This window comes from Ruegeria sp. HKCCD9138, assembly GCF_057220975.1.
Genome location: NZ_JBWVAZ010000010.1, coordinates 82309 through 108093, shown reverse-complemented (window position 1 = coordinate 108093; position 25785 = coordinate 82309). Strand labels below are relative to the sequence as shown.

General features: G+C 58.6%; 26 protein-coding genes. 8 read left to right on the top strand and 18 right to left on the bottom strand.

The window, feature by feature from the left end; genetic code table 11:
* The first annotated feature begins 43 nt into the window (after positions 1 to 43).
* Both AC2TEL_RS16575 and AC2TEL_RS16570 read left to right on the top strand, forming a co-directional pair.
* On the top strand, positions 44 to 454 hold the full coding sequence (locus AC2TEL_RS16575; RefSeq protein WP_480841200.1) for a nuclear transport factor 2 family protein: 411 nt from the start codon (positions 44 to 46) through the stop codon (positions 452 to 454).
* A gap of 2 nt (positions 455 to 456) precedes the next feature.
* The gene (locus AC2TEL_RS16570) at positions 457 to 1164 is read left to right on the top strand and encodes an SGNH/GDSL hydrolase family protein (protein WP_480905454.1); all 708 of its coding nucleotides are present in this window, start codon (positions 457 to 459) and stop codon (positions 1162 to 1164) included.
* On the opposite strand, the gene rarD is transcribed toward AC2TEL_RS16570, so the two are convergent.
* From rarD to AC2TEL_RS16520, 10 genes are all read right to left on the bottom strand, one after another.
* Positions 1155 to 2060, bottom strand: a complete 906-nt coding sequence (gene rarD / locus AC2TEL_RS16565; protein WP_480841204.1) for an EamA family transporter RarD — start codon at positions 2058 to 2060, stop codon at positions 1155 to 1157. The two genes, AC2TEL_RS16570 and rarD, sit on opposite strands and share 10 nt — an antisense overlap.
* Before the next feature lie 165 nt (positions 2061 to 2225).
* The gene (locus tag AC2TEL_RS16560) at positions 2226 to 4679 is read right to left on the bottom strand and encodes a GcvT family protein (protein WP_480841206.1); all 2454 of its coding nucleotides are present in this window, start codon (positions 4677 to 4679) and stop codon (positions 2226 to 2228) included.
* Between the two features lie 89 nt (positions 4680 to 4768).
* Positions 4769 to 5752, bottom strand: coding sequence for a GlxA family transcriptional regulator (locus AC2TEL_RS16555; protein WP_480841208.1), 984 nt, complete (start codon positions 5750 to 5752; stop codon positions 4769 to 4771).
* Positions 5753 to 5762: 10 nt separating this feature from the next.
* Entirely contained in the window at positions 5763 to 6656 is an 894-nt protein-coding gene (locus AC2TEL_RS16550; protein WP_480905451.1) for a homocysteine S-methyltransferase family protein, read from the bottom strand.
* Between the two features lie 12 nt (positions 6657 to 6668).
* On the bottom strand, positions 6669 to 7721 hold the full coding sequence (locus AC2TEL_RS16545) for a zinc-binding dehydrogenase (protein WP_480905449.1): 1053 nt from the start codon (positions 7719 to 7721) through the stop codon (positions 6669 to 6671).
* 9 nt (positions 7722 to 7730) lie between these two features.
* Positions 7731 to 8201, bottom strand: coding sequence for a cupin domain-containing protein (locus tag AC2TEL_RS16540; RefSeq protein ID WP_480841214.1), 471 nt, complete (start codon positions 8199 to 8201; stop codon positions 7731 to 7733).
* 18 nt (positions 8202 to 8219) lie between these two features.
* Positions 8220 to 10667: a GcvT family protein gene (locus AC2TEL_RS16535; protein ID WP_480905446.1), complete on the bottom strand. Its 2448-nt coding sequence runs from the start codon at positions 10665 to 10667 to the stop codon at positions 8220 to 8222.
* A gap of 14 nt (positions 10668 to 10681) precedes the next feature.
* Positions 10682 to 11062 carry a GFA family protein gene (locus AC2TEL_RS16530; RefSeq protein ID WP_480905444.1) on the bottom strand — a complete coding sequence of 127 codons (381 nt, stop codon included), beginning with the start codon at positions 11060 to 11062 and terminating at the stop codon, positions 10682 to 10684.
* 4 nt (positions 11063 to 11066) lie between these two features.
* Positions 11067 to 11690, bottom strand: coding sequence for a LysE family translocator (locus AC2TEL_RS16525; RefSeq protein WP_480905441.1), 624 nt, complete (start codon positions 11688 to 11690; stop codon positions 11067 to 11069).
* Positions 11690 to 12259, bottom strand: coding sequence for a helix-turn-helix domain-containing protein (locus AC2TEL_RS16520; protein ID WP_480905439.1), 570 nt, complete (start codon positions 12257 to 12259; stop codon positions 11690 to 11692). The genes AC2TEL_RS16525 and AC2TEL_RS16520 overlap by 1 nt, the downstream gene beginning before the upstream one ends.
* Positions 12260 to 12277: 18 nt before the next feature.
* Between AC2TEL_RS16520 and AC2TEL_RS16515 the strand changes: the two genes are divergently transcribed.
* Positions 12278 to 12658, top strand: coding sequence for a DUF1294 domain-containing protein (locus AC2TEL_RS16515; RefSeq protein ID WP_480905438.1), 381 nt, complete (start codon positions 12278 to 12280; stop codon positions 12656 to 12658).
* A gap of 27 nt (positions 12659 to 12685) precedes the next feature.
* Here the strand turns inward: AC2TEL_RS16515 and AC2TEL_RS16510 are convergent, their stop codons facing one another.
* The 3 genes from AC2TEL_RS16510 to AC2TEL_RS16500 form a co-directional block, all read right to left on the bottom strand.
* The gene (locus AC2TEL_RS16510; protein ID WP_480905436.1) at positions 12686 to 13150 is read right to left on the bottom strand and encodes an NUDIX hydrolase; all 465 of its coding nucleotides are present in this window, start codon (positions 13148 to 13150) and stop codon (positions 12686 to 12688) included.
* A gap of 31 nt (positions 13151 to 13181) precedes the next feature.
* On the bottom strand, positions 13182 to 13634 hold the full coding sequence (locus tag AC2TEL_RS16505) for a GAF domain-containing protein (RefSeq protein ID WP_480905433.1): 453 nt from the start codon (positions 13632 to 13634) through the stop codon (positions 13182 to 13184).
* 94 nt (positions 13635 to 13728) lie between these two features.
* The gene (locus AC2TEL_RS16500) at positions 13729 to 14901 is read right to left on the bottom strand and encodes a thiolase family protein (protein ID WP_480905430.1); all 1173 of its coding nucleotides are present in this window, start codon (positions 14899 to 14901) and stop codon (positions 13729 to 13731) included.
* A gap of 100 nt (positions 14902 to 15001) precedes the next feature.
* Here AC2TEL_RS16500 and AC2TEL_RS16495 point away from each other — a divergent pair, with 100 nt between their 5' ends.
* The 3 genes from AC2TEL_RS16495 (at position 15002) to AC2TEL_RS16485 (ending at position 17601) form a co-directional block, all read left to right on the top strand.
* On the top strand, positions 15002 to 15340 hold the full coding sequence (locus AC2TEL_RS16495; RefSeq protein ID WP_480905427.1) for an STAS domain-containing protein: 339 nt from the start codon (positions 15002 to 15004) through the stop codon (positions 15338 to 15340).
* Between the two features lie 22 nt (positions 15341 to 15362).
* Complete coding sequence (locus AC2TEL_RS16490) at positions 15363 to 15812, top strand: ATP-binding protein (RefSeq protein ID WP_480841234.1); 450 nt, start codon at positions 15363 to 15365, stop codon at positions 15810 to 15812.
* Between the two features lie 211 nt (positions 15813 to 16023).
* Positions 16024 to 17601, top strand: a complete 1578-nt coding sequence (locus tag AC2TEL_RS16485; protein ID WP_480905424.1) for a gamma-glutamyltransferase family protein — start codon at positions 16024 to 16026, stop codon at positions 17599 to 17601.
* Positions 17602 to 17635: 34 nt separating this feature from the next.
* Here AC2TEL_RS16485 and hspQ read toward each other — a convergent pair whose 3' ends face one another.
* Positions 17636 to 17962 (bottom strand): heat shock protein HspQ, encoded by a 327-nt coding sequence (gene hspQ, locus AC2TEL_RS16480; RefSeq protein ID WP_480841238.1) that lies wholly within the window; start codon positions 17960 to 17962, stop codon positions 17636 to 17638.
* 80 nt (positions 17963 to 18042) lie between these two features.
* Between hspQ and AC2TEL_RS16475 the strand changes: the two genes are divergently transcribed.
* Both AC2TEL_RS16475 and AC2TEL_RS16470 read left to right on the top strand, forming a co-directional pair.
* A complete protein-coding gene (locus AC2TEL_RS16475; RefSeq protein ID WP_480841240.1) occupies positions 18043 to 18924 on the top strand; it encodes an AEC family transporter in 882 nt (293 codons plus the stop codon).
* Positions 18925 to 18984: 60 nt separating this feature from the next.
* Entirely contained in the window at positions 18985 to 19566 is a 582-nt protein-coding gene (locus AC2TEL_RS16470; RefSeq protein WP_480841242.1) for a transglycosylase SLT domain-containing protein, read from the top strand.
* A 12-nt stretch (positions 19567 to 19578) separates the two neighbouring features.
* On the opposite strand, the gene AC2TEL_RS16465 is transcribed toward AC2TEL_RS16470, so the two are convergent.
* The 4 genes from AC2TEL_RS16465 to AC2TEL_RS16450 form a co-directional block, all read right to left on the bottom strand.
* The gene (locus AC2TEL_RS16465) at positions 19579 to 20181 is read right to left on the bottom strand and encodes a LolA family protein (RefSeq protein WP_480905422.1); all 603 of its coding nucleotides are present in this window, start codon (positions 20179 to 20181) and stop codon (positions 19579 to 19581) included.
* 39 nt (positions 20182 to 20220) lie between these two features.
* Positions 20221 to 23103 carry a DNA translocase FtsK gene (locus tag AC2TEL_RS16460; protein WP_480905419.1) on the bottom strand — a complete coding sequence of 961 codons (2883 nt, stop codon included), beginning with the start codon at positions 23101 to 23103 and terminating at the stop codon, positions 20221 to 20223.
* A gap of 14 nt (positions 23104 to 23117) precedes the next feature.
* Positions 23118 to 24299 carry an aminotransferase class I/II-fold pyridoxal phosphate-dependent enzyme gene (locus AC2TEL_RS16455; RefSeq protein ID WP_480905416.1) on the bottom strand — a complete coding sequence of 394 codons (1182 nt, stop codon included), beginning with the start codon at positions 24297 to 24299 and terminating at the stop codon, positions 23118 to 23120.
* Between the two features lie 109 nt (positions 24300 to 24408).
* On the bottom strand, positions 24409 to 25737 hold the full coding sequence (locus tag AC2TEL_RS16450) for an amidase (protein WP_480905413.1): 1329 nt from the start codon (positions 25735 to 25737) through the stop codon (positions 24409 to 24411).
* Positions 25738 to 25785 lie beyond the last annotated feature (48 nt).

Here is a 25785-nt window from a genome sequence, read left to right as displayed (position 1 = left end):
CAATCGGGTTCCGCAACTCTGGCTGCAATCAAAGGAAGACGACATGCACCCTACAATCCAACGAATGCAAGAAGTTGTTGCCAAGGGCGATGAGAGCCTGATCCATGAGTTGCTGGCCGAAGATGTCCGATTTTCGCCGCCAACCTACTACAGCACCTGGACGGGCCGGGCGCCGGTCGCAGCGGTATTGGGGCATGTGGGGCAGGTGTTCACGGATTTTCGGTATCGACGGGTCATGGGCAGCGGCAATGACTGGGCGCTGGAGTTTCAGTGCAAAGTTGGTGACCTGGATGCGGTCGGCGTCGATCTGATCACCCTCAACGATGACGGCCTTATACAGGAGTTTGAGGTGGTCATGCGCCCTTACAAGACCATCGGAGCTTTGCGAGAGGCGATGATGGCCCGGGTCATGACTGACCCGCGATTCCTGGAATTCAAAAACGCGCTGAGCTGAACATGCCGGGTCCTATTTCAGCTGATCAGATTCTGCGGGTGCCATTGCTGCCGGTATTGGCCGCACAGGGACTGTCTGTCCGGCGTCGTGCCCAACTTCTGCCCGAGCCCATCGGCCCGCGTCAAGGGCGCGAGGGACGCGGACCTCGTCTGCGGCTGCTCGTTGCCGGCGACAGCTCCGCGGCCGGCGTCGGGGCGGGCACCCAGAAACAGGCACTTTCGGGCCACCTCGTGGCGCAACTGGCGCGGCACTATTGCGTTGAATGGCGGTTGGAGGCCACCACCGGCCATACTACCTTGGACACGATTGACCGGCTTGAACGACTGAACGGCAAATTTGATGCCGTGGTGACGGCGTTGGGCGTCAACGATGTCACCCGCGCGGTGACTTGCAGGCAGTTTGTCGACCGGCAGACCCGACTGTTGCATCTTCTCACCAGTCAAATGGGCGCGCGGCGGGTTGTGCTGACGGCGGTCCCACAGATGAATCGTTTTCCAGCATTGCCGCAGCCCCTGGCCTGGGTCCTCGGCAGGCAGGCAGATCGATTGAATCAGGGACTGCAACAGGTCGCGGACACCTTTCCGCAAGCCACGCATCTTTCATTGGACTTGCCCGACGACCCTGCACTGGCCGCGCCTGACGGGTACCATCCCAGCCCAAAGACCTATGCGATCTGGGCCCGGGAAGCAGCTCGGCTGATTCAGGCCTGAGCGCGGATCTGCCGGATCATCGGAATGGAATACACCACCAGCGCCGCCCAGATCAGCGGAAAGGCGATCATGCGACCACGGTCGATATGTTCACCGAACGCCGTGATTGCCGTGATGAAGATCATGGTCGGGGCAATGTATTGCAGGATGCCCATCGTGGACAGGCGCACCAGCTTGGCCCCGTTTGCGTAGACAAGCAAGGGAACGGCGGTAACAACCCCCGCTCCGGCCAACAGCATGGTGTCGGATATGGCGGCGCCGAAATGTCCGGTTCCCTGCGCACCCATCCACGTCACATAGGCCAGCGCCGGGAACAGCAGGATCAAAACTTCGAGCAGAAATCCCTGATTGGGACCAATCGGGAGCGACCTCTTGAAGAACGCATAAAACCCCCAGCTGACCATCAACCCCAGCGCAGCCCAAGGCAGGCGACCGGCCTCCAGCACCAGAACCAGTACGCCAAGCGCCGCCAACCCGACCGCCACGAGTTGCGTGCGGTTCAACGGCTCTCGCAGAAGGATCGCGCCCAGCGCAATGCTGAACAATGGGTTGATGTAATACCCAAGCGCTGCGTCCAAAGCGTTGCCACTGGCGATAGCCCAGACATAAATTGCCCAGTTGACGGAAATCAGCGCGGCCGTCAGGCACGCCATTCCCAGCATTCCCGGGTTCCGCAAAGCGGCTTTCAGGTCCTTTGTTCGACCCAGCGCAATCAGCAGCAAGCCTGCCACAGGGACCGACCAGATGATCCGATGGGCAACGATCTCCACCGGTCCGATATGTGCCATGGCCTTCATATAAAGCGGCAGAAACCCCCATAGGACATAGGCCGTAACCGCCAAAGCCAAGCCTTTGGGCGTATCGACATTCTGCATTTGAGTGGTTGCGTCTGCCATGACAGGTCTCCGGCTGATACCGTTTGTCTTTATGGCAGGTCGCGGGGTTTTGAAAACTGCGAAAAGCGTGAAGAGGGTCATCAGAAATTCTGATATGTCCCCAAGCGCCGACCCCAAACTAAGACCGGGACGTCGTTGCGCCCCGGTCTTAGTTGTCTTCAGCGCTTACACCTTAACGCGCTCAGATCCTGGGTCATACATCGGCTTCAGCGAGGCCTCGGCTTTGACCTTGGTACCGCAGACATCGATCTCGTAGCTCGACCCAAGAACATCCGCCGCCTTTTCGCCCTTGCACGGAACGTATCCCATTCCTATCGCGCCGCCCAATGTGTGTCCGTAATTGCCCGAACTGAGATAGCCCACATATTTGCCGTCACGGATGATCGGCTCGTTATGAAACAGCAGAGGTTCCGGATCAGTCAGGCGGAACTGCACCAGACGATTTTCCGGCCCGCTTTCCTTTCGTACGATCACGGCCTCGCGCCCGATGAAATCGCAGCCTTTGTCGACCTTGACCGCAAACCCCAGCCCGGCATCGACCACATGATCCTCGCAGGTGATGTCATGGCCGAAGTGACGGAAGCCCTTTTCGATCCGGCAACTGTCCATCATATGCATGCCGCACAGCTTCAACCCCATGTCCTGACCGGCCTCATGCAGTGTTTCGAACACGTGGCCCGCCATGTCGGAGGAAACGTAGATCTCCCACCCAAGCTCACCTACATAAGTCACGCGATGCGCGCGGGCCAGGCCCATACCGATCTCGATCTCCTGCGCCGTGCCGAAGGGGTTCGTGGCGTTCGAGAAGTCATTGGGCGAGACCTTTTCCAGCAATGCACGCGCGTTCGGCCCCATGACGGCCAGCACGCCTTCGCCTGCGGTGACATCGGTGATGACCACGTTGAAATTGCCCGCATGGCGTTGCATCCAGGTCTGATCCGCCAGTCGGGTCGCCGCAGGGGTTACGACCAGATAAGCTGTCTCGGTCAAACGGGTGACGGTGACATCGGCCTCGATCCCGCCATTTCGGTTGAGGAACTGGGTGTAGACGATCTTGCCGGTCGGCACCGAATAATCACCTCCACCGATGTAGTTCATGAACTTCTCGGCGTCCACGCCCTCGACCCGGATCTTGCCGAAGGAAGACATGTCGTACATGCCTACATTCTCGCGAACTGCCTTGTGCTCGGCGGCTGAGTTTTCAAACCAGTTCTGACGTTTCCAGCTATACTGATACTCCCGCTCCTGTCCTTCGCCGGCGAACCAGTTGGCGCGTTCCCAGCCCGCGAGTTCACCAAAGACGGCACCCTGTACCTTCAGGTGCTGATGGAACGGCGTGCGGCGCACCCCTCGCGCCGTCGCCTTCTGGCGATAGGGATAGTGGTCAGCGTAGAGCAGGCCCAGCGTTTCTTTCGACCGTTCGAACAGATATTTCTTGTTGCCCTGAAATGGCTGCATCCGGCTGATGTCGACATCACCCAGATCGAACGGCTTCTCGCCCGTATCCATCCATTCAGCCAGCGCCATGCCCGCACCGCCGGCCGACTGGATACCGATCGAGTTGAACCCTACGGCCACCCAGACATTATCCATTTCGGGCGCCAGACCCAAGTGATAGGCGTCGTCCGGGGTGAAGGATTCCGGACCGTTGAAGAACGTGTGAATCCCTGCTTCAGCCAACATTGGCATGCGGTTGCACGCGGCCTCAAGGATCGGTTCAAAATGGTCGAAATCCTCGGGTAGTTGATCAAATTCAAACGTGTCCGGGATGCCTTCCATCGCCCAGGGCTTGGCGTTGGGTTCGAACGCACCCAACAGAATCTTGCCCGCGTCTTCCTTGTAATACGCGCATTCGTCCGGCACGCGCAGAACCGGCAACTGAGTCAGGCCGTCGATGCCTTCGGTCACGATGTAGAAGTGCTCGCAGGCATGAAGCGGCACGTTCACACCGGCCATACGGCCAACTTCGTGACCCCACATGCCCGCGCAGTTCACCACCATGTCGCATTCGATGTGGCCGCTTGCGCTGCCATCATCGGCAACCCAGTCCACTCCGGTCACGTTGCGACCCTGCTTGACAATGTCGGTGACCTTCACGCGTTCCTTGACGATCCCGCCGCGCTGCCGTGCACCTTTTGCCAGTGCCAGCGCGATGTTGGCCGGGTCACCCTGCCCGTCCAGCGGCAGATATACAGCGCCCCTGACGCCGTCGAGGTTCAGATGCGGATAGAGTTCCTGTACGCGCTCATTCGATATTTCTTCGACCTCAACGCCAAAGGCTCGCGCCATCGCGGCCTGGCGATAGATCTCTTCCTTCCGCTCGTCGGTCAGGGCCACGGTGATCGATCCGACGCGCTTGAACCCGGTGGCGACCCCGGTTTCCTCCTCCAGCGAGCCATAGAGTTCCTGACTGTACTTGGCGAGTTTGGTCATGTTCGCCGTCGCCCGAAGCTGCGCGATCAGGCCTGCGGCGTGCCAGGTCGTGCCGCTGGTCAGCTGCTTGCGCTCAAGCAGCACAACATCCTTCCAGCCCTTCTTGGTCAGGTGATAGGCGACCGAGCATCCGATCACGCCGCCGCCGATGATGACCACACGGGCCTTGGTGGGAAGATCAACCATCCTGATGTCTCCGCTTTGTCAGGTTTTCACCTCAATGGCACGAAAGATCGACACAAAATGCACGAAAAACGTCAGTGAATCGTCAAAAATCAACGATGCGACGCCAACCGCTTTTCCCGCCGCAGAACAAACGGTGTCACACCGAAGAAGCTTTTGTAAACGGACGAAAAACCGTTTGGAAACCCGCAGGCCAACCCGATTTCGCGCACGCTCATTGTGGTGTTCAGCAGCAGGTTATTGGCCTTGGCAAGCCGCATTTCGCGATAGAATCCGTTAGGCGTCGTGCCAAACACTGCCTTGAACTTTCGCTCCAAAGAGCGATTGGACAGATTCAGCGAATCAACGATCTGATTGATCGGCAAAGGCTCTTCGATATTGGCCTGCATCAGTTTGATGCACTGGTCCAGCTTGGCGTCTCCGGTTGCCGTATTCTTGCCACCCGAGAACGGTTGCATCGAGGAAAAATCGCGGATTTTCTCATGCAGCATGATGTCCGCGACCGTCAATTTGGCAGGCCCCGAGATGTGCCGTCCGATCACGGACAGCGCAATGTCGGTCGTGGCCCCCATCCCGGCGCAGGTCACCACACCCCCCTGTTCGGTCGCAATGGACAATTTGGCCTCGAAGCGCGCGCCACGCTCTCTCAGGAATGACGCGTTCTCCCAGTGGGTCGCCAGATCGGCTGTCCCTTGCTCCTTGATATAGCGGCTGGCCGCTTCGGCCAGCAGAAAGACCTGCGCGCCGTGGTAAGTGTAATCCGACACGATGCGCCCAAGGGATAATTCCGGCTGATCGGGGTTCGAGTTTCCGATGACAAACAGGTAATCCGCCTGCCGTCGGGTTGCCACCGACTCGGTTTCCACAGTCGCTCCACTGCTGCTTGTAATCGACCCGCCCTTCAGAGACCGGTAGGAAAAGGTGAAAGGCGGGTAGGGACAGACGCGGTTGGCAATGCGCAACACTTCCACAAGTGACGCCAATTCCAACAAGACGTAACCGGGCGCGACAATTATGTCGAAATGCCACTGTTGCCGGGCCTGTTCGGATGCGTCTGGCGTTGAATGATTGGACATAACGCGACCTTCAAACGATCCTGTGCCCGGCTGTGCGCAAACACTGCGCCAGCGTTTCGATATGGTCCGGACCGACTTCGCAGCACCCGCCAACAATCGTTGCCCCTTGTTCAACCCAGCTCAAGGCGTAGGCAGCATAGGCTTCAGGGCCAAGGTCATGGCGCTGTTCCAGTGCATCCACTGTTGGCGCTTCTTTCAGAAACCCATCCGAGATTCCCGTGAATCCATTTGCATAGGCGCCGAATGGCGGCCCGAACGTTGCGATAACATCCAGCGCCGCCGGGATCGCCTCGGGCCGCGAGCAGTTGATCAGCACCGCTGCGGGTTCAAACCGTTCAATCAGCGGGGCAATGTCCGCAACCGGTTCGCCTGACCGCAGGCACATGCCATCGTGATCCATGACCGTCAGCGCCAGCCAAACCGGCTTACCGCAGTTCTGCGTACCACGCAGCGCACCCTCGGCCTCTTGCACGGACGACACGGTTTCGATCAGGAACAGGTCAACCCGGTCCTGCATCAATTGAACAAGCTCGCCGAATTTTGTTGCGGCATCATTCGGGTCGGGGTTCAGATCGGGGCGATAGCTTGCAAGCAGCGGGCCCAGAGAGCCCGCAATCCGGTCGCCCCTTCCCTGCCGCGCTTGCTCCGCCTGAGACAACGCCGCGTTGATCAGCGCAGGCATTTGATCTTCCATCCCCTCGCGTTCAAGGCGCGAGCGGTGCACCGCGTACGTATTCGTTGTTGCAATCGTGGCGCCCCGGCGGAAATACTCGGCATGCACCGCACCCAGCAATTCGGGTTGGTCGATCATCACGCGCGTCGACCACAATGGCGTCGGCGTTTCACCGCTGCGCTTCATCAATTCTTGTCCGATCGAACCATCCAGTAGCGTGATATCTGCCATGTTCCGCGTTCCTCAGGGGATGAGCACCAGTTTTCCCGGTAATGCCTTGGACTGGAAATCCTGTTGTGCCAGGACGATGTCCTTCAAGGGATAAGTCTTTGAGATCAGAGGTTTGATCCGCCCTTTTTTGATCATCTCGACCAGTCGCCCAAAAACTTCGAACGCCTGATGGGTACAGCCGTGAATCGTGATGTCTCGCAAATAGATGTCGCGCAGATCCGCTTCGACGATCGGACCAGCGATGGCTCCGGAGACTGCGTAGTGACCGCCCGGTTTCAAGGCCCTGATCAAATCCGGCCAGGCCGGGCCGCCAACGACATCGATCACAACGTCAAACATGTCCTTCGGCAGTGGCGCGCCACGATCGAATGTTTCTGCGGCACCTTGACCTTTGACAACCTCCGCCTTGGGGGCGCTGGTGACACCCCACACCGTGGCACCTCTCAAAGTGGCCAGTTGGACGGCGGCCAGGCCGACGCCGCCGGACGCGCCGGTAATCAGTATCTTGTGCCCGCTCATCACCCCTGCACGGGTCAGCAGGTTCTCGGCTGTTCCATACGCACAAGGGATGGCGGCTATTTTACAGTCGGACAGTGGCGAGGCGGAAACATCGTAAAGATCGCTTGCCTCAACCAAGCAATATTGCGCAAACGCGCCATCGATTTCCGAACCCAGCGCGATGAAGCCCGAGGGATGGTTGGGGCGCGGACGCGGCAGGTTGATCGGGCAGGTCACGCGCTGACCCACAGTGAACCCGGTTTCAGGTCCGGCTATTTCCACATACCCGCACAGATCACCTCCTTGAATACGGGGGAACCGAAGCGCTCCGCCCCACCCTCCGGCGGCGATGTCCTGATCGACCGCGTCTGTCGCGCCGGTCACCTCGGGCGCGTACCAGCCGACGCGCGTGTTGATGTCGGTGTTGTTCACTCCGGCAGCAGCGACCCGTACAAGAACCTGCCCCGGTCCGGGGTTTGGAACCGGAATATCCTCGCGCCATTCCAGCGCCTCTGGCCCGCCGTGACGGGTGAGATAGACACCAGACATTTGCTTGGGGATCGCCATCGCTCGGCCTCAATCATCCGGATGCGGAGGGACAGGGCCCATTGGCACGATGTCATAGCGAGCGTTCAGCGCGGCCATTCTGGAATCATCGGTGAAATCAGCCTCGCTCATTGTGGCCAGTTCTGCGAGGAAATCGTCAAATCCCGAAGGCTGGAAAACCATCAGCATCTTTGCGGGCGCGCCGTTTGCGATGCGACAGGCATGCGGAATGCCCGGCGGGACATGCATTGTCGTTCCGGGCGAGCACCTATGCCAGTCGCCATCGACGTAGAAATCCACCACGCCTTCGAGAAAATAGAAAGTCTCGGCATGGCTGTCATGGCGATGAAGGCCAAGCGCGAAGCTGGCCTTCAGGTTGTCTTCCATGAGCGTATACGCACCGCCCGTGTCCTGACCTGATACCTTCACGAAAGTATGGTCGTTTTCCCAGTCATAGTTGGGACCCTCACCGGGTCCCAGTTTGGCGTATCGTTTGCTCATGACGGTCTCCGTCAGGGGTTAAGCGCGCAACCGCTCGTTCTCGGGATCCCAAAGCGGCTGGTCCTGCTCTACCACAGCGCGGCACCTTTGACCGTAGATTTCGACCTCAAGCTCAGTGCCGGGGTTGGCAAGCTCGGCCTTGATCATACCTAGCGCGATGGACTTACCGACGCGGTAGCCCCATGCGCCCGACGTCGTTTCACCCACGATCTGATCGCCCTGCCAGATGCAGGACATGTACGGTGCATCGCAATCTCCGGCATCCACCGTCATGGTGACAAAGGCCTTTTTCACGCCCTGCTGTTTTTCGTTCAGGATTGCAGCCTTGCCGGGAAAGTCCTGCGGCTTGTCCAGCTTGACGAACCGCTCCAAACCGCCTTCGAGCAACGAGTAATCGGTCGACAGGTCGCCCTTCCACGCGCGATAGCCTTTTTCGATACGCAGGCTGTTGAGAGCGTACATCCCGAACGGCTTGGCACCGGCGTCAATGATCGCGTCATAGATCGCAGGCATATGCTCGTTCAGTGCGTGCACTTCCCATCCCAGCTCACCGGCGAAGGAAACGCGGATCAGGTAGGCAGGTTGGCCTGCTACGGTGGCGGACTGATGTGTAAGCCACCCCGAGACCAGATCTGCATCTGTCATACCCGAAAGGACTTCCCGTGACTTCGGACCGGTGACGATCAGAGTGTCGCGCGTGGTGGTGACATCCTCGACCGACACACCTGCGGGCATGGCGTTCATAAGGATATCGCGGTCATGCCATTGCGCTGTCGCAGCGGTAATCATTATGAACTCATCCTCACCCAGACGGATGCAGGACATTTCGGTCAGAATGCGACCACGGTCATCGGCGACATAGATCAGGTTCATCCGGCCGACCTTTGGCAGCCCACCGGTTGCCAGACCGCGCAGCGCCTCAGCGGCGCCTTCCCCCTTGACCATGAAGCGCGAGAAGCCTGGCAGATCCAGCACCCCGCAATGGTCTCGCACAGCCTCGCATTCTTCTTTGATCCGCTGTTCCCACGGGCCGGACCGACCCCAGGTATGGGTTGCCTCAAGCGATGTGTCATCGCCCGGCTGCGCGAACCAGTTGGCACGCTCCCACCCGTTATAGGCACCCATGACGCCGCCCAGCGCTTTGACCTTGGCGTGCACCGGCGACAGCTTTTTGTCGCGCGCGGCTGGCCATTCGTGGTGTGGGAAGTGCATGGCGTATTCGTTGCCGTAAACTTCCAGACCTTTCTGGTTACAGTAATCCTGATCGGTGTAGTCGGTGTAGCGGCGCGGATCGACGGCCCACATATCCCACTCCGTCGCACCGTCGACGATCCATTCGGCCAGCACCTTGCCTGCGCCACCACCCTGCGCGATGCCGAACGTGAAGACGCAAGCCTCGAAGGCGTTCTTCACACCCGGCATCGGGCCGATCAGCGGCAGACCGTCCGGAGCATAGGGGATGGGCCCGTTGATAACGCGGGAGACACCCGATGTGCCCATCAGCGGCACACGTTCCATTGCGTCGGTAACGATGTCTTCGATCCGGTCCAAATCATCGTTCCAAAGCTGGAAGCTGAAATCGTCGGGCATCTTGTCATCCTCGGTCATCCAGTGGCCCTTGCAGTTGGGCTCGTAGGGACCAAGGTTGAAGCCGTGCTTTTCCTGCCGCAGGTAATAGGACACGTCCACGTCGCGCAGCAGCGGCAGCTTTTTACCGGTTTCCTTGGTCCACGCCTCGATCTCGGGGAGCTCTTCGGACAGCAGGTACTGGTGGCTCATCACCATCATCGGAACAGTGCGGCCGCCATAGGGCTTGAACCATTCGCCAACACGTTGGGCGTAGTAACCGGCGGCGTTCACCACGTAATCACAATCGATGTCGCCCTTCTCGGTGCTGACGGTCCAGGTGCCATCGTCGTGCTGTGTCACGCCGGTTGCGGGAGTAAAGCGCAGGATACGGGCGCCCATGTCGCGCGCACCCTTGGCCAGTGCCTGTGTCAGCTGCGCCGGGTCGATGTCGCCATCGCTTGGGTCGAACAGCACGCCCTCAAGGTCGTGGATCTCGAGGAACGGATATTTTTCCTTGGCCTGTTCCGGCGTCCACATCTCCATCTCGATGCCCTGATAACGGCCCATCGCGCAGGCACGCTCGAACTCCTGCACACGTTCCTTGGAGTGCGCCAGACGGATCGATCCGGTCTGGTGATAGTTCATCGGATAGTCGACCTCTTCACCCAGACGCGAATACAGCTCGGTCGAATACCGCTGCATGTTCATGATCGCCCAAGAGGTCGAAAAGGTCGGCACGTTCCCCGCGGCGTGCCAGGTCGAGCCTGCGGTCAGCTCGTTCTTTTCCAGCAGCACGCAGTCAGTCCAACCCTTCTTGGCCAGATGATACAGCGAGGAGGTCCCCACCACACCGCCACCGATGATGACCACGCGGGCTTTTGTCGGAAAATCACTCATGTTTTCAGTTCCTGTTATTGCGCCTCTTGAGGCAGGTCGTCCGTGATGTCGTAATAATCGCCCTTGTCAGCCACGAAGATGTGGCGGGCGAGGTTCAGTCCGGTTGGCGCATCCAGCGCGCCCATGGAAATCGAAATCGTGTCCTCGTCATTGTGCTGCCAGAACAGGAACGAGCCGCAGTTCCTGCAAAAGCCGCGCCTTGCGATATCCGATGCGCGAAACCAGCCAAGCGTATCGCGGGCGGTAAAGCTCAGGTTGTCCTGATGAGTCGAGGTCGAGGCCCAGATATGACCGGATTGCTTGCGGCACTGGCCGCAATGGCAGACCGAAGGTGGCGACAGCTCTCCGTCAATGGCGAATACCACAGAGCCGCACAGGCAGGAACCATTGTGCATCTGATTACCCCCTAGCTGTCGGTGTGGTGCTGGTCCCCAGCAACACACCATAGATGATGAAACAAGCCGCCATCACGCGACGTACCCAGATATTGAACACGGCTCCCAATGCCGCTTTGCCCATCACCGCCCCGAGCAAAGTGAACCCAGTATAGCTGAGTGTCGTGATGATCAGCGCCGTCGGCATGATCACCGCCATCTGCTGCCATATCGGTATGTCCGGTTGAACGAATTGCGAGAAGGCGGCCAGATACCCCGCGACGCTTTTCGGGTTGATCGTGGCAACGGCCAGCGCATGCAGATAGACATGCCGCGCTGGCCTTTCCGAAGCCGGCACCGGTCTGGTTGCATTCATCCAGCCGCGAATTCCAAGCCAGATCAGGAAGCCTGCGCCGATCAGCTTGGCAATGAAAAACCCGGTCGGGGATGCTGCGATCAGTGCGGTCACACCCAGAGCCGACAGGATCAGAAACGCGCTGGCTTGCGTCAGGATCGCCAGAACGCCCAGCATTGCCTTGGGGAACGACAGGCTCATCCCATTCGAGATGCAGTTGACAGCATTCGGGCCCGGGGTGGTGACGAAGACCACCCAGAACAATGCGAATATGGTCCAGGCCTCAAAGCTCATCAGTACACCGGGGGCGCGATGACCCAGACCGCAACTGCGGGCTCGTCATAAGGGTTCGACCATTGATAGGGTTGGTGCTTGATCCTGAAACTGTCGCCGGCACCCACTGTGTATTCGCGATCGCCTATTTTGAGATCAAGCCGCCCGGACACCATGTAACCGACTTCCTGCGTGGGCCGGTCCGCAGGGGTTTGCATGCGCGAGTGAGGTTGGAAAGTGGAATGCACCATCTCGAAATCGTCGGTCAGATCGGGTGAGAGCAGTTCCTCGATCAACCCTTCTTCCCCTGACCCCATCGGGCGGCGTGATCCGGCGCGAACAACATATCCCTGCTCGTCCGCGGGCGCTGCGGAATGCGCAAACAGCATCGACATCGGAACACCCAGGCATTGTGCAATCTGTCGAAGGTCCGAAATCGACGGTTCCGACATGTCCCGTTCGACCTGGCTGAACCAGCCGACCGAGCGATCAAGCTTGGCCGCGATTTCGGCAAGCGTCAGACCCCGCGCCTTGCGCAGGGCGCGTATGTCGGCGCCAAGTGTCGCGCTATGGGGGGTCTGATCATTCATTGGCAGGTCCGAGCTGTCGTGAAAATTTCATCGCTTTTTTCACGTTGTCCCGAATCGGTGAAAATTCCAAGCGTTTTTTCACTTGGGTCTGGTTTTTCGATTGGTTATGGCATGGTCATGTGGATAGCAGTGACCTACCTTTGGGCGATCAACGGCCTGACTCTACTGGCATTTGGATGGGACAAAAGACAATCCAGTCGCCGAAAAAGACGAGTGCCCGAAAGGCGGTTGTTATGGCTGGCAATTCTGGGTGGCAGCCCCGGTGCAATGCTGGGGCGTTGGATGTTTCGACACAAGACGCGCAAGCGCGCGTTCTCAATATGGTTGTTTGCAATACTGGTTTTTCAGGCAGCAGCGATTTTTCTGCTGGTTTCAGGTCCCACGTTTGGGCCGAAATGAATTGCCATCAGAAGCCGGAAACCTTACCTATTTCAACCCGATTTGAAGGTGCCGACTGGGTCTTCTGATGACAAACTCTTCATGAATCCAACGAAGGACTCGCCGTTGGCCACCGAAGGGGACACGCTCAATGGCTGTGTCAAAATCAATCCAACAGTATTCACTGTGTTCGAAGTTCAGCGTCACTTCTGCCCCGCTATCGACAAAGGCCACAAAAACGGGTGCCATTGTAATTGAATCGCGCATCGATTCGTAGAATTGCTCGCAGATATCTGCGGAATACAGCGACCCGGGACGCAGTCCCGTTTCTTCCCAAAGCTCGCGCAAAGCTGCTTGCCAGGCGGTTTCGCCGTCTTCTACCGAACCTGCAATCTGGCACCATTCGCCTTCCAGCGACTGAGTGCGTCTCAAAAGCAGAACTTCGAATTCGCCACGGTTTTCACGGATTGCAACCAACGAGACAATAAAAGCTTTTATGGGAATCTCGGGCATACTCAGGACCGTGGGCTTCTTGATCTACCAGCTATCGTGAAAATACTTGCGTCAGGATCTGCCCGATATTTCTGGCATCATCTTCAGAAAACGCATTCGGTTGATCGCTGTCGATGTCGAACACAGCAATAATCTCTCCCGCGGTGTCCCGAACAGGCAGGACAAGCTCGGACCGGGTCGAAGATGCACAGGCGATATGTCCGGGGAACGCATCCACGTCAGGTACCAGTTGCACCTCACCTGTACGGGCGGCCGCGCCGCATACTCCGCGCTCAAACGGGATGACGAGGCAGCCATGCCCCCCTTGATAGGGACCAATTTTCAGCAATCCGGGTTCGGTCACGCGATAGAATCCCGTCCAGTCGAACCGGTCGTCCGAATGATGAAACTCGCAGGCGACGGTCGCCATGAGAGCTATCTGATCGGTTTCCCCTTCGGTCAGGGCGGTAATCGTCTTGGCGAGCGTCTCGTAGTCTGCGGTCATTTCGATGCACATCCGGGCTGAGTGAAGGGGGCGCTGCCCCCTCTTGAGCCGTTGGCTCAATTCACCCCCGGAGTATTTCGAAAAAGATGAAGGGTCAAACCCGTTCGATGGCAATCGCAGTGCCTTCGCCGCCGCCGATGCAGATGGCTGCGACCCCGCGTTTGAGGTTCCGTTTTTCCAGAGCGTTGAGAAGTGTGACCATGATCCGCGCGCCCGATGCGCCAATGGGGTGACCCAGCGCGCAAGCACCGCCGTTGACGTTTACGATATCGCGCGGCAGGCCCATTTCATGCATGAACGCCATGGGGACAACGGCGAAGGCTTCGTTGACTTCCCACAAATCGACGTCTTCTTTGCTCCACCCAATACGTGACAGCAGCTTCTGCGCTGCCGGGACGGGCGCTGTCGTGAACAGACCCGGCGCCTGGGCGTGACTGGCGTGGCCCAAAATGCGCGCCCGAACAGTGAGGCCTTGCGCCTCGGCGGCCTCGGCGGAAGCCAGAACCAGTGCGGCCGCCCCGTCCGAAATCGACGAGGAATTGGCCGCTGTAACCGTGCCGTCTTTGCGAAAGGCGGGCTTCAACGTCGGGATTTTCTCGGGACGCGCCGACTTTGGTTGTTCATCTGTATCCTGAGTGACCTCGCCCTTTCTGGTTCGGATTGTCACGGAGGTTATTTCCGTATCAAACGCGCCATTGTCCTGTGCATTCAGGGCGTTTGACAGAGATTGCAGGGCGTATTCGTCCTGCGCCTCACGCGTGAACTGATAGGCTTCGGCACAGTCTTCGGCGAAGGTGCCCATCAGGCGACCTTTGTCATAGGCGTCTTCCAACCCGTCCAGGAACATGTGGTCCACCACCTGACCATGGCCGATACGGGCGCCGCCCCGCATCTTGGGCAGCAGGTAAGGCGCATTCGTCATGCTCTCCATCCCGCCGGCAACCATGGTATTGGCATGGCCCAGTGCGATCTGGTCAAAGGCCATCATCGCGGCCTTCATGCCGGAGCCGCACATCTTGTTGAGCGTCGTGGCAGGAATTTCTTCGCCCAACCCCGCCGCAAAACCGGCCTGGCGTGCCGGGGCCTGACCCTGACCTGCCGGAAGAACACAGCCCATCAGCACTTCGTCGGCGGTATCTGTACCAGCGCCCTGCAGCGCGGCCCGGATTGCGGTGCCACCCAATTCGGCGGCAGCGACGCCATCGAACATCCCCTGAAACCCGCCCATGGGGGTACGCGCAGCCCCTGCGATCACGACTTCTTTCATCTGACGCCTCCCTTGGAATTCCGACCCTTGGATACCGAATAGTAAGAATTGCCGTCTAGCGTATTTCTACGATCATTTCTCAAACCGGAGGCCGTTGACCATGGGGCTAAGCAGCACCACAGCCGGCAATACACAGGTTATCAAGGTCCATTGCGACCGTATCGATGCGGCTATGGCCATACAATTCAAGGAAGACATGCGGACCCAAACCGAGGCGGGTGCAACTCGCGTCATCCTGGATTTGTCCGCCGTCGAATTCATCGACTCGAGCGGGCTAGGCGCAATTGTCGCGTCTATGAAGCAGTTGGGGGAGGGGTGCAGGCTGGATCTGGCAGGGCTGCATCCGGTGGTCGAGAAAGTGTTTCGCCTGACGCGGATGGACACCGTGTTCAAACTGTTCGCCTCGCTGGATGACGCGCTGGTCGCAGGTGCAGACTGACGCCGGTCGGGAGTAGATTGGCGTGACCCGAAACTGCGAAAACGACTGCGTGACTCTGTGCTTTGGGGCAATCGAATCTCAGGCAAGCGCTGGGGTTGCGACCCTCAGCGCGCGACTGGTGGAGTTGGGTGTTCCGCCTGAAAAAGCGGATGACGTCAAAATAGCTTTGGCAGAGGCGATCAATAACGTCGTGGAACATGCCTACGCGGATGTCCAGCCCGCAGAAATTTGCATTGAATGCCACTTGCGCCAGAAAAAGCTGGATGTTCTCATTTTGGACACCGGAAACCCGATGCCCGAGATGCAATTGCCAAGCGGCGTTCCCTCTTCAGTGGACACAGCACGTCAGGACCTGCCTGAGGGAGGTTTCGGTTGGTTTCTGATTCGAAAACTGTCCAATGAAGTCCGGTATGAGCGGCGCGATGGGCGCAATCGGTTGTTTCTGAGGTTTGATCTCACGGATTTGTCATAGTGAGCCATAAATGGTCACAATAACGCCCAGATCGAACCATTGTAGCGCCTCAAACAAAGAGCAGAAATGGGGTGTAGCTCAGATAGCTTCCCTCGGCGTCGAATGTCACAGCCCCCACCCAGTGAACGGCGCCGAGGAATTTACCCCTGATTCAATTGGACAATTCCTGACCGCGTCTTACTCTCTGAATGCTTGATGGGAGGAGTCGCTTATGCGGGATTTGCACATGCCGGGTCGGTCCGAGGTTTTGGCGACAAATGGGATGTGCGCAACGTCGCATCCGTTGGCCGCAAAGGTTGCATTGGACATACTGGGACAGGGCGGAAACGCGTTGGACGCTGCCATCGCGGGTGCTGTTCTGTTGGGTATTTGCGAACCTCAGATGACGGGTATCGGCGGGGATTGCTTTGTGCTGTTCAACCGGGCTGGCGATGAGACTGTCCGGGCTCTGAACGGATCGGGTCGTGCGCCGGCCAACGCCAACGCATCGCTGTTGCGGGAAAAAGGACTGACCTCTGTGCCTTTGAATGGCCCGGACGCGGTGACAATCCCTGGGGCAGTTGATGCGTTTTGTCACCTGTCGCAAACGGAAGGAAAGTTGGGGCTGGACGCGATTTTGCAACCGGCGATCCACTACGCTGAAGCAGGGGTTCCCGTTGCCCCGAGGGTGGCCTTTGACTGGGCAAACGGAGCAAACACGTTGCAAGGTGCCGCCCGGGGCCATTTTCTGCTTGATGGAAAACCACTTCGAACCGGCCAGGTATTTCGCGCGCCGGGCCAGGCCGAGGTGTTGCGCCGGATCGCGCAGGATGGGCGTGATGCCTTCTACACCGGTGAAATCGCCGAAGACATGTTGGCCGCGCTTACTGGCATGGGTGGAGTTCATACGGCGCAGGACTTTGCGGACGTCAAATTTTCTGAAGCCCAACCGATAAGCGGTGACTACGGCGGCATTGAGCTGCTGGAGCATCCCCCAAATGGTCAAGGCGCCACGGCGATATTGTTGCTTAACATTCTGAAGCATTTCGACCTGACCAGGATGGATCCCTGGGGCGCCGAACGCATTCATATTGAGGCTGAGGCGACCAAGCTGGCCTATGACGCGCGCAATCGATTTATCGCCGACCCGGATTTCAGCGCGCTGACGGATCGTTTTCTGTCCGCTGAAACCGCAAGTACGCTGGCGGCGCTCATAGATCCTCGGAGCGCCATGCAGGCAGCCGCCCCACTGACCGAAGCAATCCACAAAGACACGGTCTATATCACGGTGGTCGATCGCGACAGAATGGCCGTTTCGCTGATTTACTCGATTTTTCACAGCTTTGGCTCGGGAATAGCGTCCGAGAAGTTTGGTATCCTACTGCAGAACCGCGGCGCCGGGTTCACTCTGCAGCAGGGACACCCAAATGAACTCGGCGGTGGAAAGCGCCCCATGCACACGATCATTCCCGGTATTCTGCGCCAGAACGGTCGTGTCATGATGCCCTTTGGGGTGATGGGTGGCGCCTATCAGCCCACCGGTCATGCCCGCTTTCTGTCCAACATCGTGGATTTCGATCTTGAACTTCAGGAGAACGTTAATGGCCCGCGCGCGTTTGCAGATGGCGGGGTGCTCAAACTTGAGCGCGGATATCCCGATACTGTTCGGCAACAATTATCCGACTTGGGCCATATTATAGAAACACCGGAAACACCCCTGGGCGGAGCCCAAGCTATCCACATCCTTGACAGTGGCATTTTGGCAGGCGCAAGCGATCCCAGAAAGGACGGTTGTGCCCTTGGGTATTGAACGACGGGCCAGGCAGAAGCCCAGGAATGACAAATCAGTTCAACTGAAAGTGCAGAGAGTAGGATCCGTCCTGAAATGGGCCGAACATGTTGGGAATATCCGGGTGGTCCACGGGCTCACCCGATTGGTCCTCAATCAGATTTTGTTCAGAAACATAAGCAACATAGAAGGATTGGTCGTTCTCCGCCAACAGGTGATAGAACGGCTGATCCTTAACAGGGCGGCTGTCTTCGGGAATGGCTTCATACCACTCTTCCGAATTGGCGAACTCTGGATCCACGTCAAAAATCACCCCCCGAAAAGGGTGTCTGCGATGTCGAACCACCTGGCCCAGGCGGTACTTGGCGTGTGTTTTCAGCATTGTTTCAGCCCCCAAAGCTTTAACTACCTCTTTCCGGGCCAAAAAGCCAACCATTGATCCACGAATCGGGGAAACAGTCTGTGAACCTCTTGCTGACAGTGTTCGAAATCGTCGCTCCGGTTTTTTTACTGGCAGCAATTGGCTTTACCTGGGTCCGACTTGGTTTTGAGTACCGTCTGCAATTCGTCACACGTTTTGCCATGACGCTGGCCGTGCCCAGCCTGATCTTCGTGGCGCTGATGCAGACCGAGATTCCGGGCGGAGATTTGTCCCGTTTCACGCTGGCGACCATAGCGGCCAATCTGGCGCTGGCAGTCGTGTTTTGGCTGTTGGTACGCGTCCTGAAACTGGAACAGCGCACGTATCTGTCGCCGCTGATTTTCGGCAATACCGGCAATCTGGGCCTGCCCCTGTGCATCTTTGCGTTTGGTCAGGCCGGGCTGGGCTATGCGGTCATCTTCCTGTCAGTCACAGCCCTGTTTTCGTTCACCTACGGCATATACCTCGTGGCCGGCAAAGGCGCTTTTGGCAAAGTCCTGCGTGAACCCATGGTCTGGGCCACCCTTCTGGGCGCATTGTTTTTGTGGCGCGGGTGGGAAACACCGGTCTTCCTGACCAATACGTTGGGACTGTTGGGGCAAATGGCTGTCCCACTGATGCTGATCACATTGGGCGTTGCGATCGCCCGCCTCTCGACCCACAGCTTGCGCGCCGCTGCTTGGCTGTCGATCCTGAAACTGGCTGTGTGTTTCGCCCTTGGCTGGGCGGTGGCGGCCCTGTTCGATCTCGAAGCCATCGGCTTTGGCGTTCTGGTGCTGCAGATGTGCACTCCGGTCGCCGTGACATCATATTTGCTGGCCGAGCGGTTTGAAGCCGATTCAGACGCCGTCGCCGGCATGGTCATGGTGTCAACTTTGCTGAGTGTCGCCGCGTTACCATTAATTCTAGCTATCGTTCTGTAGCGATTGTGATTTCATCAGAACTCAATCTGCGCTAGAATAAAGAAAAAAGGCACGAGGCACATGAGCAGAATTCTTTTCGTACTCTTAGGGGTGCTGCTTTTGGCATCCTGTGGGGGTGGGTCAAAGCAACCACCCAGCAGATTGAACGACGCGTGCAGCATTGCGCGCGAAAAGCCGGACTATATCAAGGCCTTCAAGAGCACCGAACGCAAATGGGGCGTTCCCGTGCACGTCCAGATGGCAACGATCTATCAGGAAAGCCGCTATCGGCATGACGCGCGGACGCCGCATAAATACGTTCTTGGCGTCATACCGATGGGCCGCCAAAGCAGCGCCTACGGATATGGTCAGGCGCTGGATGGGACTTGGGAACAGTACCAGCGCGAAACCGGCAAGCGCCGCGCCAAACGTGATCGCATCCGCGACGCGTCGGACTTTATCGGCTGGTACATGAACAAAAGCTACGAGCGCAACGGTATTCATCCCAGCGATACACGCAATCAGTATCTGGCCTATCACGAAGGCCACACGGGCTATGCCCGCGGCAGCCACAACGGCAAGTCATGGTTGCTGAATGTCGCCGATGAAGTGGATGCGCGCGCGCAGCTCTATCAGGCGCAATTGTCCACCTGCCGCTATTGATGGTGGGGCGGATCAGCGGTTCGCTGATCCGCTTCGCGCTCTGTTAGAGAACAGGTTCTGATCCAGACTGCTGCTTTCCGTCAGCGGGCCCAACAGAACTGTCGTCTGACTGCCTGCGTTGTCATGGATCACCCATTTTCGCAATTCGACGGGATCGCTGGTGAACATCAGCTCGATCCTGCCGTTTTCAGGGTTTTTCGGGTCCTGCGCCGTGACGACAGTTGCGATCCCGTCGAAATCGTGACCCACAACCATGTTGGCCTGCCCCAGATCGACATTGCGGGCCAGAACCAGTGACAGGGGTGTCCGCCGCAATGGGTATTGCTCGGGCGGCTGGTTTGATTTTGGGTCAAATATCTGCACCGTCCCCGCGCCCGCCAGCACAACCGCACTGTTAGGCGGGTCATATTCAAACCGCATCTTGCCCGGCCGCTGCAACCACAGCTTTCCAGTGCTCAGCGAGCCATCATCATTTACCTGGGTGAACGTGGTCTGAACCGTTTTCAGCTGGTTCAGATATTTTGAGATTTCCGACAGCGGCAGCTTGTCAGCCGCCCAGGCCGCGGGCGCGGCAAGTGTCAGAACAAGGGCAAGGGCAAGGGCAATCTGTTTCATGCGTCACAGATATGCGCTCTGCCCTTGTTATTAAATATCCTATTGCTCGGGTACGAGGATTTCGCGTTTTCCGACATGATTTGCTGCCGAAACAACACCTTCGTCCTCCATTTGCTCAACAAGCCGCGCCGCTTTGTTGTAGCCAATGGCAAGTTTCCGCTGAATGTACGAGGTCGAGCATTTGCGATCCTTGATCACAATTGCCACTGCCTGATCATAAAGCGCGTCCTCTCCATTGGTGTTGCCACCGGTGTTCAGACCCAGAACGGCGTCGATATTGTCGGCCTTCTCTTCGGCCGGGCCGTCCAGCACGCTACCCACATAATCCGGCGGACCGAACTGTTTCAGGTGGTTGACGACTTCCTCGACCTCCTCATCCGAGACAAACGGACCGTGGCAACGGGTGATCTTGGCCCCACCGGCCATATAGAGCATGTCACCCTGCCCCAACAGTTGCTCGGCACCCATTTCACCCAGAATGGTGCGGCTGTCGACTTTCGAGGTCACCTGGAACGAAATCCGGGTTGGGAAGTTCGCCTTGATCGTACCGGTGATCACGTCGACCGAGGGGCGTTGCGTCGCCATGATCAGGTGGATACCCGAGGCCCGCGCCATCTGTGCGAGTCGTTGGATGCACGCCTCGATTTCCTTGCCTGCGACCATCATAAGGTCAGCCATTTCGTCGACGATGACGACAATATAGGGCATCGCTTCGGGGGCAAATTCCTCGGTCTCGAACATCGGCTCGCCGGTTTCATCGTCGAACCCGGTCTGCACCGTGCGGCTGAACAGCTCGCCCTTGGCCAGCGCATCCTTCACACGACCATTGTAACCGGCGATATTGCGCACGCCCATCTTGGACATTTTGCGATAGCGGTCTTCCATCTCGCCCACGACCCATTTCAGGGCCACAACCGCCTTTTTCGGGTCGGTCACAACGGGCGACAGCAGATGCGGGATGCCGTCATAGACCGACAGTTCCAGCATCTTGGGATCGATCATGATCAGACGGCACTCATCCGGCGTTAGCTTGTATAGCAACGACAGGATCATTGTGTTGATCGCCACCGATTTACCGGACCCGGTCGTGCCCGCGATCAACAGGTGAGGCATCTTGGCCAGGTTCGCCACTACAGACTCACCGCCGATATCCTTGCCCAGCGCCAGTGGCAGCGCGTGGTTGCCATCGCCAAAGTCGCGGCTGGCAAGGATTTCACGTAGCACCACCATTTCGCGGTTCTCGTTCGGCAATTCAATCCCGATCACCGACCGTCCCGGCAGGGTAGAGACCCGCGCAGAAAGCGCCGACATCGACCGGGCGATATCGTCGGCCAAACCGATCACGCGGCTGGCTTTTAAACCCGGAGCGGGCTCCAGTTCGTACATGGTGACGACGGGGCCGGGTCGCACGCTGACAATCTCGCCCTTCACGCCGTAATCATCCAGCACATTCTCCAGCATCCGCGCGTTTTCCTCGAGCGCTTCGTCGCTCAGATGATGGCGCTGGATGCTGGTAGGGTTTGCCAACAAGCCCAATGGCGGCAGTTCAAAATCAGAATGCCGCTCTTCGAAGGATAGCGTCGGTTGGGCCTCGGCCTGAGCGCGGCGCGACGGTGGCGGCGCACGGCGCACGGGTTGCGCGACAACAGGCTTGCGGGGTTCGGCCACAGGGATTTTCATAGCCTGTCGCGGCGTCGCCTCAGGTGCCTGAGCATCCTCGAAAACAGCCTCATCCTCAAAATCGGAATCGGTTTGATAGTCCTGAAGGGAATGAGGCTCAGGTACATATTTATGGCCTGCCGGTTCCTGCCATTCCGGAACACTACCAGCAGTCAGCGGTGGTTCGGGCGGTAGATCTCCGGCCTGTCCTGCGTTCAGGATAAGTGGGTCCGGTCCCCTACCGCGCCCCTTGGTCAGCGGCAGATTTGGGTCCGGCTCGGGTGTCATTTCTCCAGTTGCCACCTTGCGATTGCGCACGGCCGCGGAAATCTTCGAGCGGATGCGGTCCTCGCCCGGCATATCATAAAACCCTTCTACCGGGTCAGGTTCGACCAACTCGGGTTCGGGCATGGGCTCGGGACGCCGGATCAACGCCGGCATCCGCGCCAGCAAACCGGTTTTCTGCGGCTCGGGCTCTGGTTCTTCCAAAATCGGATCGGCGTAGGCCAGTTCGTCGTCAAATACTGCGTCCGCTGATTCAGCCCGGGCTGCCTTGCGCTCATCCCATTGCACGCGCCGGTCACGGGCCGCCTGTGCGGTGGCAGCGGCACCGCGGCCTAACATGTTCATCAACATGTCATAGGCCATGACAAGACCCAGAAGAAAGGCGCGGAACCCTTTGCGCACATCGGCCTTGGTGAAGCCCAGCACAAAAATACCCAGTGCCAGCATCCCCGCCGCCATCGCCAGTGACATCAGCTTGACCATGAAATGGGACGAAATCGGCAGCAGCGTCAGCAACGCCCCCATGACCGTGTCACCAAACAGGCCACCCAATCCAAAACTGTGTGTGGCGCGCCATGCATCACCGGGTACAAGCGTTGCGGCATAAACCGAAACGATCGCGATCCAGATCGGGGCAAAGATCAGGCGGGCGACGGCCCGATCCTCGCCGAAGTGGCCGGCAAATCGCACGCCCCAGCCAACCAGTACCAGGGCAATGCTCCAGCTGCCCCAACCGACGATCATGAACAGTGGCGCGGCGATCGAAGCCCCGATCCGCCCCATCCAGTTCTGCACCGGCGCGTCCGTGGACACCATCCAGTTCGGATCATCCGGCGTGTACGACCAGATCATCGCCGCTGCTGCAAATCCCAGCAGGATCAGAGCGATCCCGATCAGTTCCTTGCTGCGCCGTTCGATGGCCGCCTGCGTGGTGCTGTCCAACAAAGGATCGCGTTTGCGCGCGTTCAATGATGCCATTTTGCCCTCGTACCTCACGAATAGATGCAGTCGCGGAGTGTCATAAGCCCGCGCTGCAACTCTGTTTTTGGGGCCACCATCGCGACCCTGATAAATGCTTCGCCCGGGTTCTGTCCCGGATCGCCTTGAGATAGATATGCACCCGGCAGAACCCGAACACCGGTTTCCTGCCACAGCTTCAATGCGGCTTCCTCGCCGTTGTCGACCGGCAGCCACAGGAAAAATCCGGCTTCGGGCGGCATGTAGCCCTGAACGCCAGCAAAAACATTGTCCGCGATAGAGTATTTTTCCTGGTAGAGCGTACGATTCTCGGCCACATGCGCCTCATCCGCCCAGACCCTGGCAGCGGCGGCCTGCAACGGTGCGGGTAACGGTGCCCCGGAATAGGCCCTTAGCTGCTTGACCCGTCTGATCGACTCCGTGCCACCCGCGATAAGGCCCGAACGCAATCCGGCGAGGTTGGAACGCTTTGACAGTGAATTGAACAGCGTTATCCGTTCGGGATCAGCCCCAAGCTCCTGCGCAACGGTCAGAACGCCAACAGGCGCAACATCCCGATAGATCTCGGAATAGCATTCGTCTGCGAATATGCGGAAATCGTACTTTTCGGCCAGACGGATCAGGTCAACCCAATACTCTCGCGAGGCGACGGCACCCTGTGGATTGGCCGGTGAACAGATATAAGCCACGGCCGTCCGGTTCAGAACATCTTCGGGCAAGCTCGCATAGTCCGGCAGATGGCCTGTGGAAGCCGTCGCGGGCACGAAAAATGGCTGCGCCCCAACCGAGATCGAGGCAACCATGTACACTTGATAAAACGGGTTAGGGCACAGCACGATTGGCTGCTCGCCATTTTTCTGCTCGGGACACAGCGCCATTGCGGCGTTGTACAACCCCTCACGCGTTCCGTTCAGGGCCATCACGTTGGTTTCCGGATCAAGCGCAACGCCATAGCGGCGGTCTATCCAGTCCGTGATCGCACTACGCAGCGCAGGCGAACCCTCGTTCGGCGGATACCCCTGAAAATCAGCAGCATTTTCCATGATGACATCCGTCACCCAGCCCGGGAAATCGTGCATGGGCGTCCCGATGGTCATGTGAACGACCTCACCACCCGGCTGGTGATGGTCCAACAGGGCGCGCAGACGCGGGAATGCATATGCCGGTAGGTTCGAAAACCGCTCGGGAAAATTCATAACTACTGCCTCAATGCCGGGATCATTGACGCCCCGGTTTTCAGGCAGATTACAGGCGTGCCCCCCCTTCGTCCAGACAAAGAGGTGCCGAATCAGGGGATTGTGGCATTCAGGCCAACGCGGATTCGACGGCTGAACCCAACCGCAACAGCACCTCTTCGGACTTCGGAAAACCCAACATCATCAGCCCGCAACTTGGCGATCCGGTTGGCAAGGTCAGTGCCGCCAGCCCCATCAGATTGCCGATCCGAGTATTGCGCAGGGCCAACAGGTTCTCGGTGACATAATATTCATGTTCGTTCATCAGACGATCCAGATTCGGCGGCAGTATCGGGGCCGTCGGGGCCAACACTGCATCGAATCCGACGGTGGCAGCATCCCATGCGTGACGACAGGCCTTGAGCTTGGCCCAGGCCGCCACGTAGTCAGGCCCGGAGTTGTCTTTTCCCATGCGGAACCGCTCAAGAATTTCCGGGTACATCGCATCGGGATTGGCCTCGATCACATCTCGCCACAACCCGTAGGCCTCGGTTGTGTAGAGAAGTCCCGACAACCCCATCGCATCATTCAGTTCCGGCACCTCCAAAGGCACAATTTCGGCACCTGCTTCCGTCAATTTTCGCAGGGCGTCTTCGTGTGCCTTATGCGGCACGTCACGCAGATCGTCCTTGGCGACGTTCTGCAAGTCGGCGAAACGGCGACCTTTGAGCGTCGCGCCTCTCAGGTCGACCGGGGACCCCCCTTCGAGCAGCGCCAACATATGCGCGGCGTCCTCGACCGACCGCGCCAATGGGCCGATGGTGTCAAATCTCAGGCACAGAGGCACAACACCTTCGAGGCTCAGACGCCCGGACGTCGTCTTCAAACCGACCAGATCATTCCAGGCCGCGGGAATACGCACCGAACCGCCGGTGTCTGAACCGATCCCACACGCTGCCAGTCCCCAGGCCACCGACGCGCCGGCCCCCGAAGACGAACCACCGGGAACTGCGGCCTCGTCATGAATACAAGGCGGTGTTTCGGTGATCGGATTCAGCCCGAGACCGGAAAAAGCCAGCTCGCTCATATGCGTTTTGCCCAGGCACACTGTCCCCATCGCCGTGGCGTTGCGCAGCACCCGTGCATCCGCGTCCGGCACCCGCCCTTTCAACAGGGCCGAGCCCGCTTCGGTCCCGACTCCAGCGGAATCGAACAGATCCTTCCAACTGATTGGCACACCATCCAGCAAGGACCGGCGCAGGCCCAGCCTGGCCCTTTCCTGCGCCGCACGCGCCTCGGCCCGGGCGCGGTCGTGGGTGACGCGCGCATAGATCCGGTCTTTGTGCGGATGCGCATCGATGGCGGAAAGATAGGTTTCCGTCAGATCAACCGGATCAATCTGTCCCATCCCGATGCCCCGACCCAAATCACATGCGGTCATGGTCAGCCAGTCCTGCATCCTGCCCCCCTCTGGAAACCTGCTTTACCGGACGGTAGCGACAGGACC

Bases quoted from the DNA above. Each gene is read 5' to 3' on its own strand.
- rarD (WP_480841204.1), bottom strand. From the start codon at position 2,060: ATGGCAGACGCAACCACTCAAATGCAGAATGTCGATACGCCCAAAGGC.
- AC2TEL_RS16485 (WP_480905424.1), top strand. From the start codon at position 16,024: ATGCGGGATTTGCACATGCCGGGTCGGTCCGAGGTTTTGGCGACAAAT.
- AC2TEL_RS16470 (WP_480841242.1), top strand. From the start codon at position 18,985: ATGAGCAGAATTCTTTTCGTACTCTTAGGGGTGCTGCTTTTGGCATCC.
- AC2TEL_RS16525 (WP_480905441.1), bottom strand. From the start codon at position 11,690: ATGAGCTTTGAGGCCTGGACCATATTCGCATTGTTCTGGGTGGTCTTC.
- AC2TEL_RS16510 (WP_480905436.1), bottom strand. From the start codon at position 13,150: ATGCCCGAGATTCCCATAAAAGCTTTTATTGTCTCGTTGGTTGCAATC.
- AC2TEL_RS16540 (WP_480841214.1), bottom strand. From the start codon at position 8,201: ATGAGCAAACGATACGCCAAACTGGGACCCGGTGAGGGTCCCAACTAT.
- AC2TEL_RS16560 (WP_480841206.1), bottom strand. From the start codon at position 4,679: ATGGTTGATCTTCCCACCAAGGCCCGTGTGGTCATCATCGGCGGCGGC.
- AC2TEL_RS16495 (WP_480905427.1), top strand. From the start codon at position 15,002: ATGGGGCTAAGCAGCACCACAGCCGGCAATACACAGGTTATCAAGGTC.
- AC2TEL_RS16460 (WP_480905419.1), bottom strand. From the start codon at position 23,103: ATGGCATCATTGAACGCGCGCAAACGCGATCCTTTGTTGGACAGCACC.
- AC2TEL_RS16570 (WP_480905454.1), top strand. From the start codon at position 457: ATGCCGGGTCCTATTTCAGCTGATCAGATTCTGCGGGTGCCATTGCTG.
- AC2TEL_RS16505 (WP_480905433.1), bottom strand. From the start codon at position 13,634: ATGACCGCAGACTACGAGACGCTCGCCAAGACGATTACCGCCCTGACC.
- AC2TEL_RS16575 (WP_480841200.1), top strand. From the start codon at position 44: ATGCACCCTACAATCCAACGAATGCAAGAAGTTGTTGCCAAGGGCGAT.
- AC2TEL_RS16520 (WP_480905439.1), bottom strand. From the start codon at position 12,259: ATGAATGATCAGACCCCCCATAGCGCGACACTTGGCGCCGACATACGC.
- AC2TEL_RS16550 (WP_480905451.1), bottom strand. From the start codon at position 6,656: ATGGCAGATATCACGCTACTGGATGGTTCGATCGGACAAGAATTGATG.
- AC2TEL_RS16555 (WP_480841208.1), bottom strand. From the start codon at position 5,752: ATGTCCAATCATTCAACGCCAGACGCATCCGAACAGGCCCGGCAACAG.
- AC2TEL_RS16530 (WP_480905444.1), bottom strand. From the start codon at position 11,062: ATGCACAATGGTTCCTGCCTGTGCGGCTCTGTGGTATTCGCCATTGAC.
- AC2TEL_RS16465 (WP_480905422.1), bottom strand. From the start codon at position 20,181: ATGAAACAGATTGCCCTTGCCCTTGCCCTTGTTCTGACACTTGCCGCG.
- AC2TEL_RS16450 (WP_480905413.1), bottom strand. From the start codon at position 25,737: ATGCAGGACTGGCTGACCATGACCGCATGTGATTTGGGTCGGGGCATC.
- hspQ (WP_480841238.1), bottom strand. From the start codon at position 17,962: ATGCTGAAAACACACGCCAAGTACCGCCTGGGCCAGGTGGTTCGACAT.
- AC2TEL_RS16535 (WP_480905446.1), bottom strand. From the start codon at position 10,667: ATGAGTGATTTTCCGACAAAAGCCCGCGTGGTCATCATCGGTGGCGGT.
- AC2TEL_RS16500 (WP_480905430.1), bottom strand. From the start codon at position 14,901: ATGAAAGAAGTCGTGATCGCAGGGGCTGCGCGTACCCCCATGGGCGGG.
- AC2TEL_RS16545 (WP_480905449.1), bottom strand. From the start codon at position 7,721: ATGGCGATCCCCAAGCAAATGTCTGGTGTCTATCTCACCCGTCACGGC.
- AC2TEL_RS16455 (WP_480905416.1), bottom strand. From the start codon at position 24,299: ATGAATTTTCCCGAGCGGTTTTCGAACCTACCGGCATATGCATTCCCG.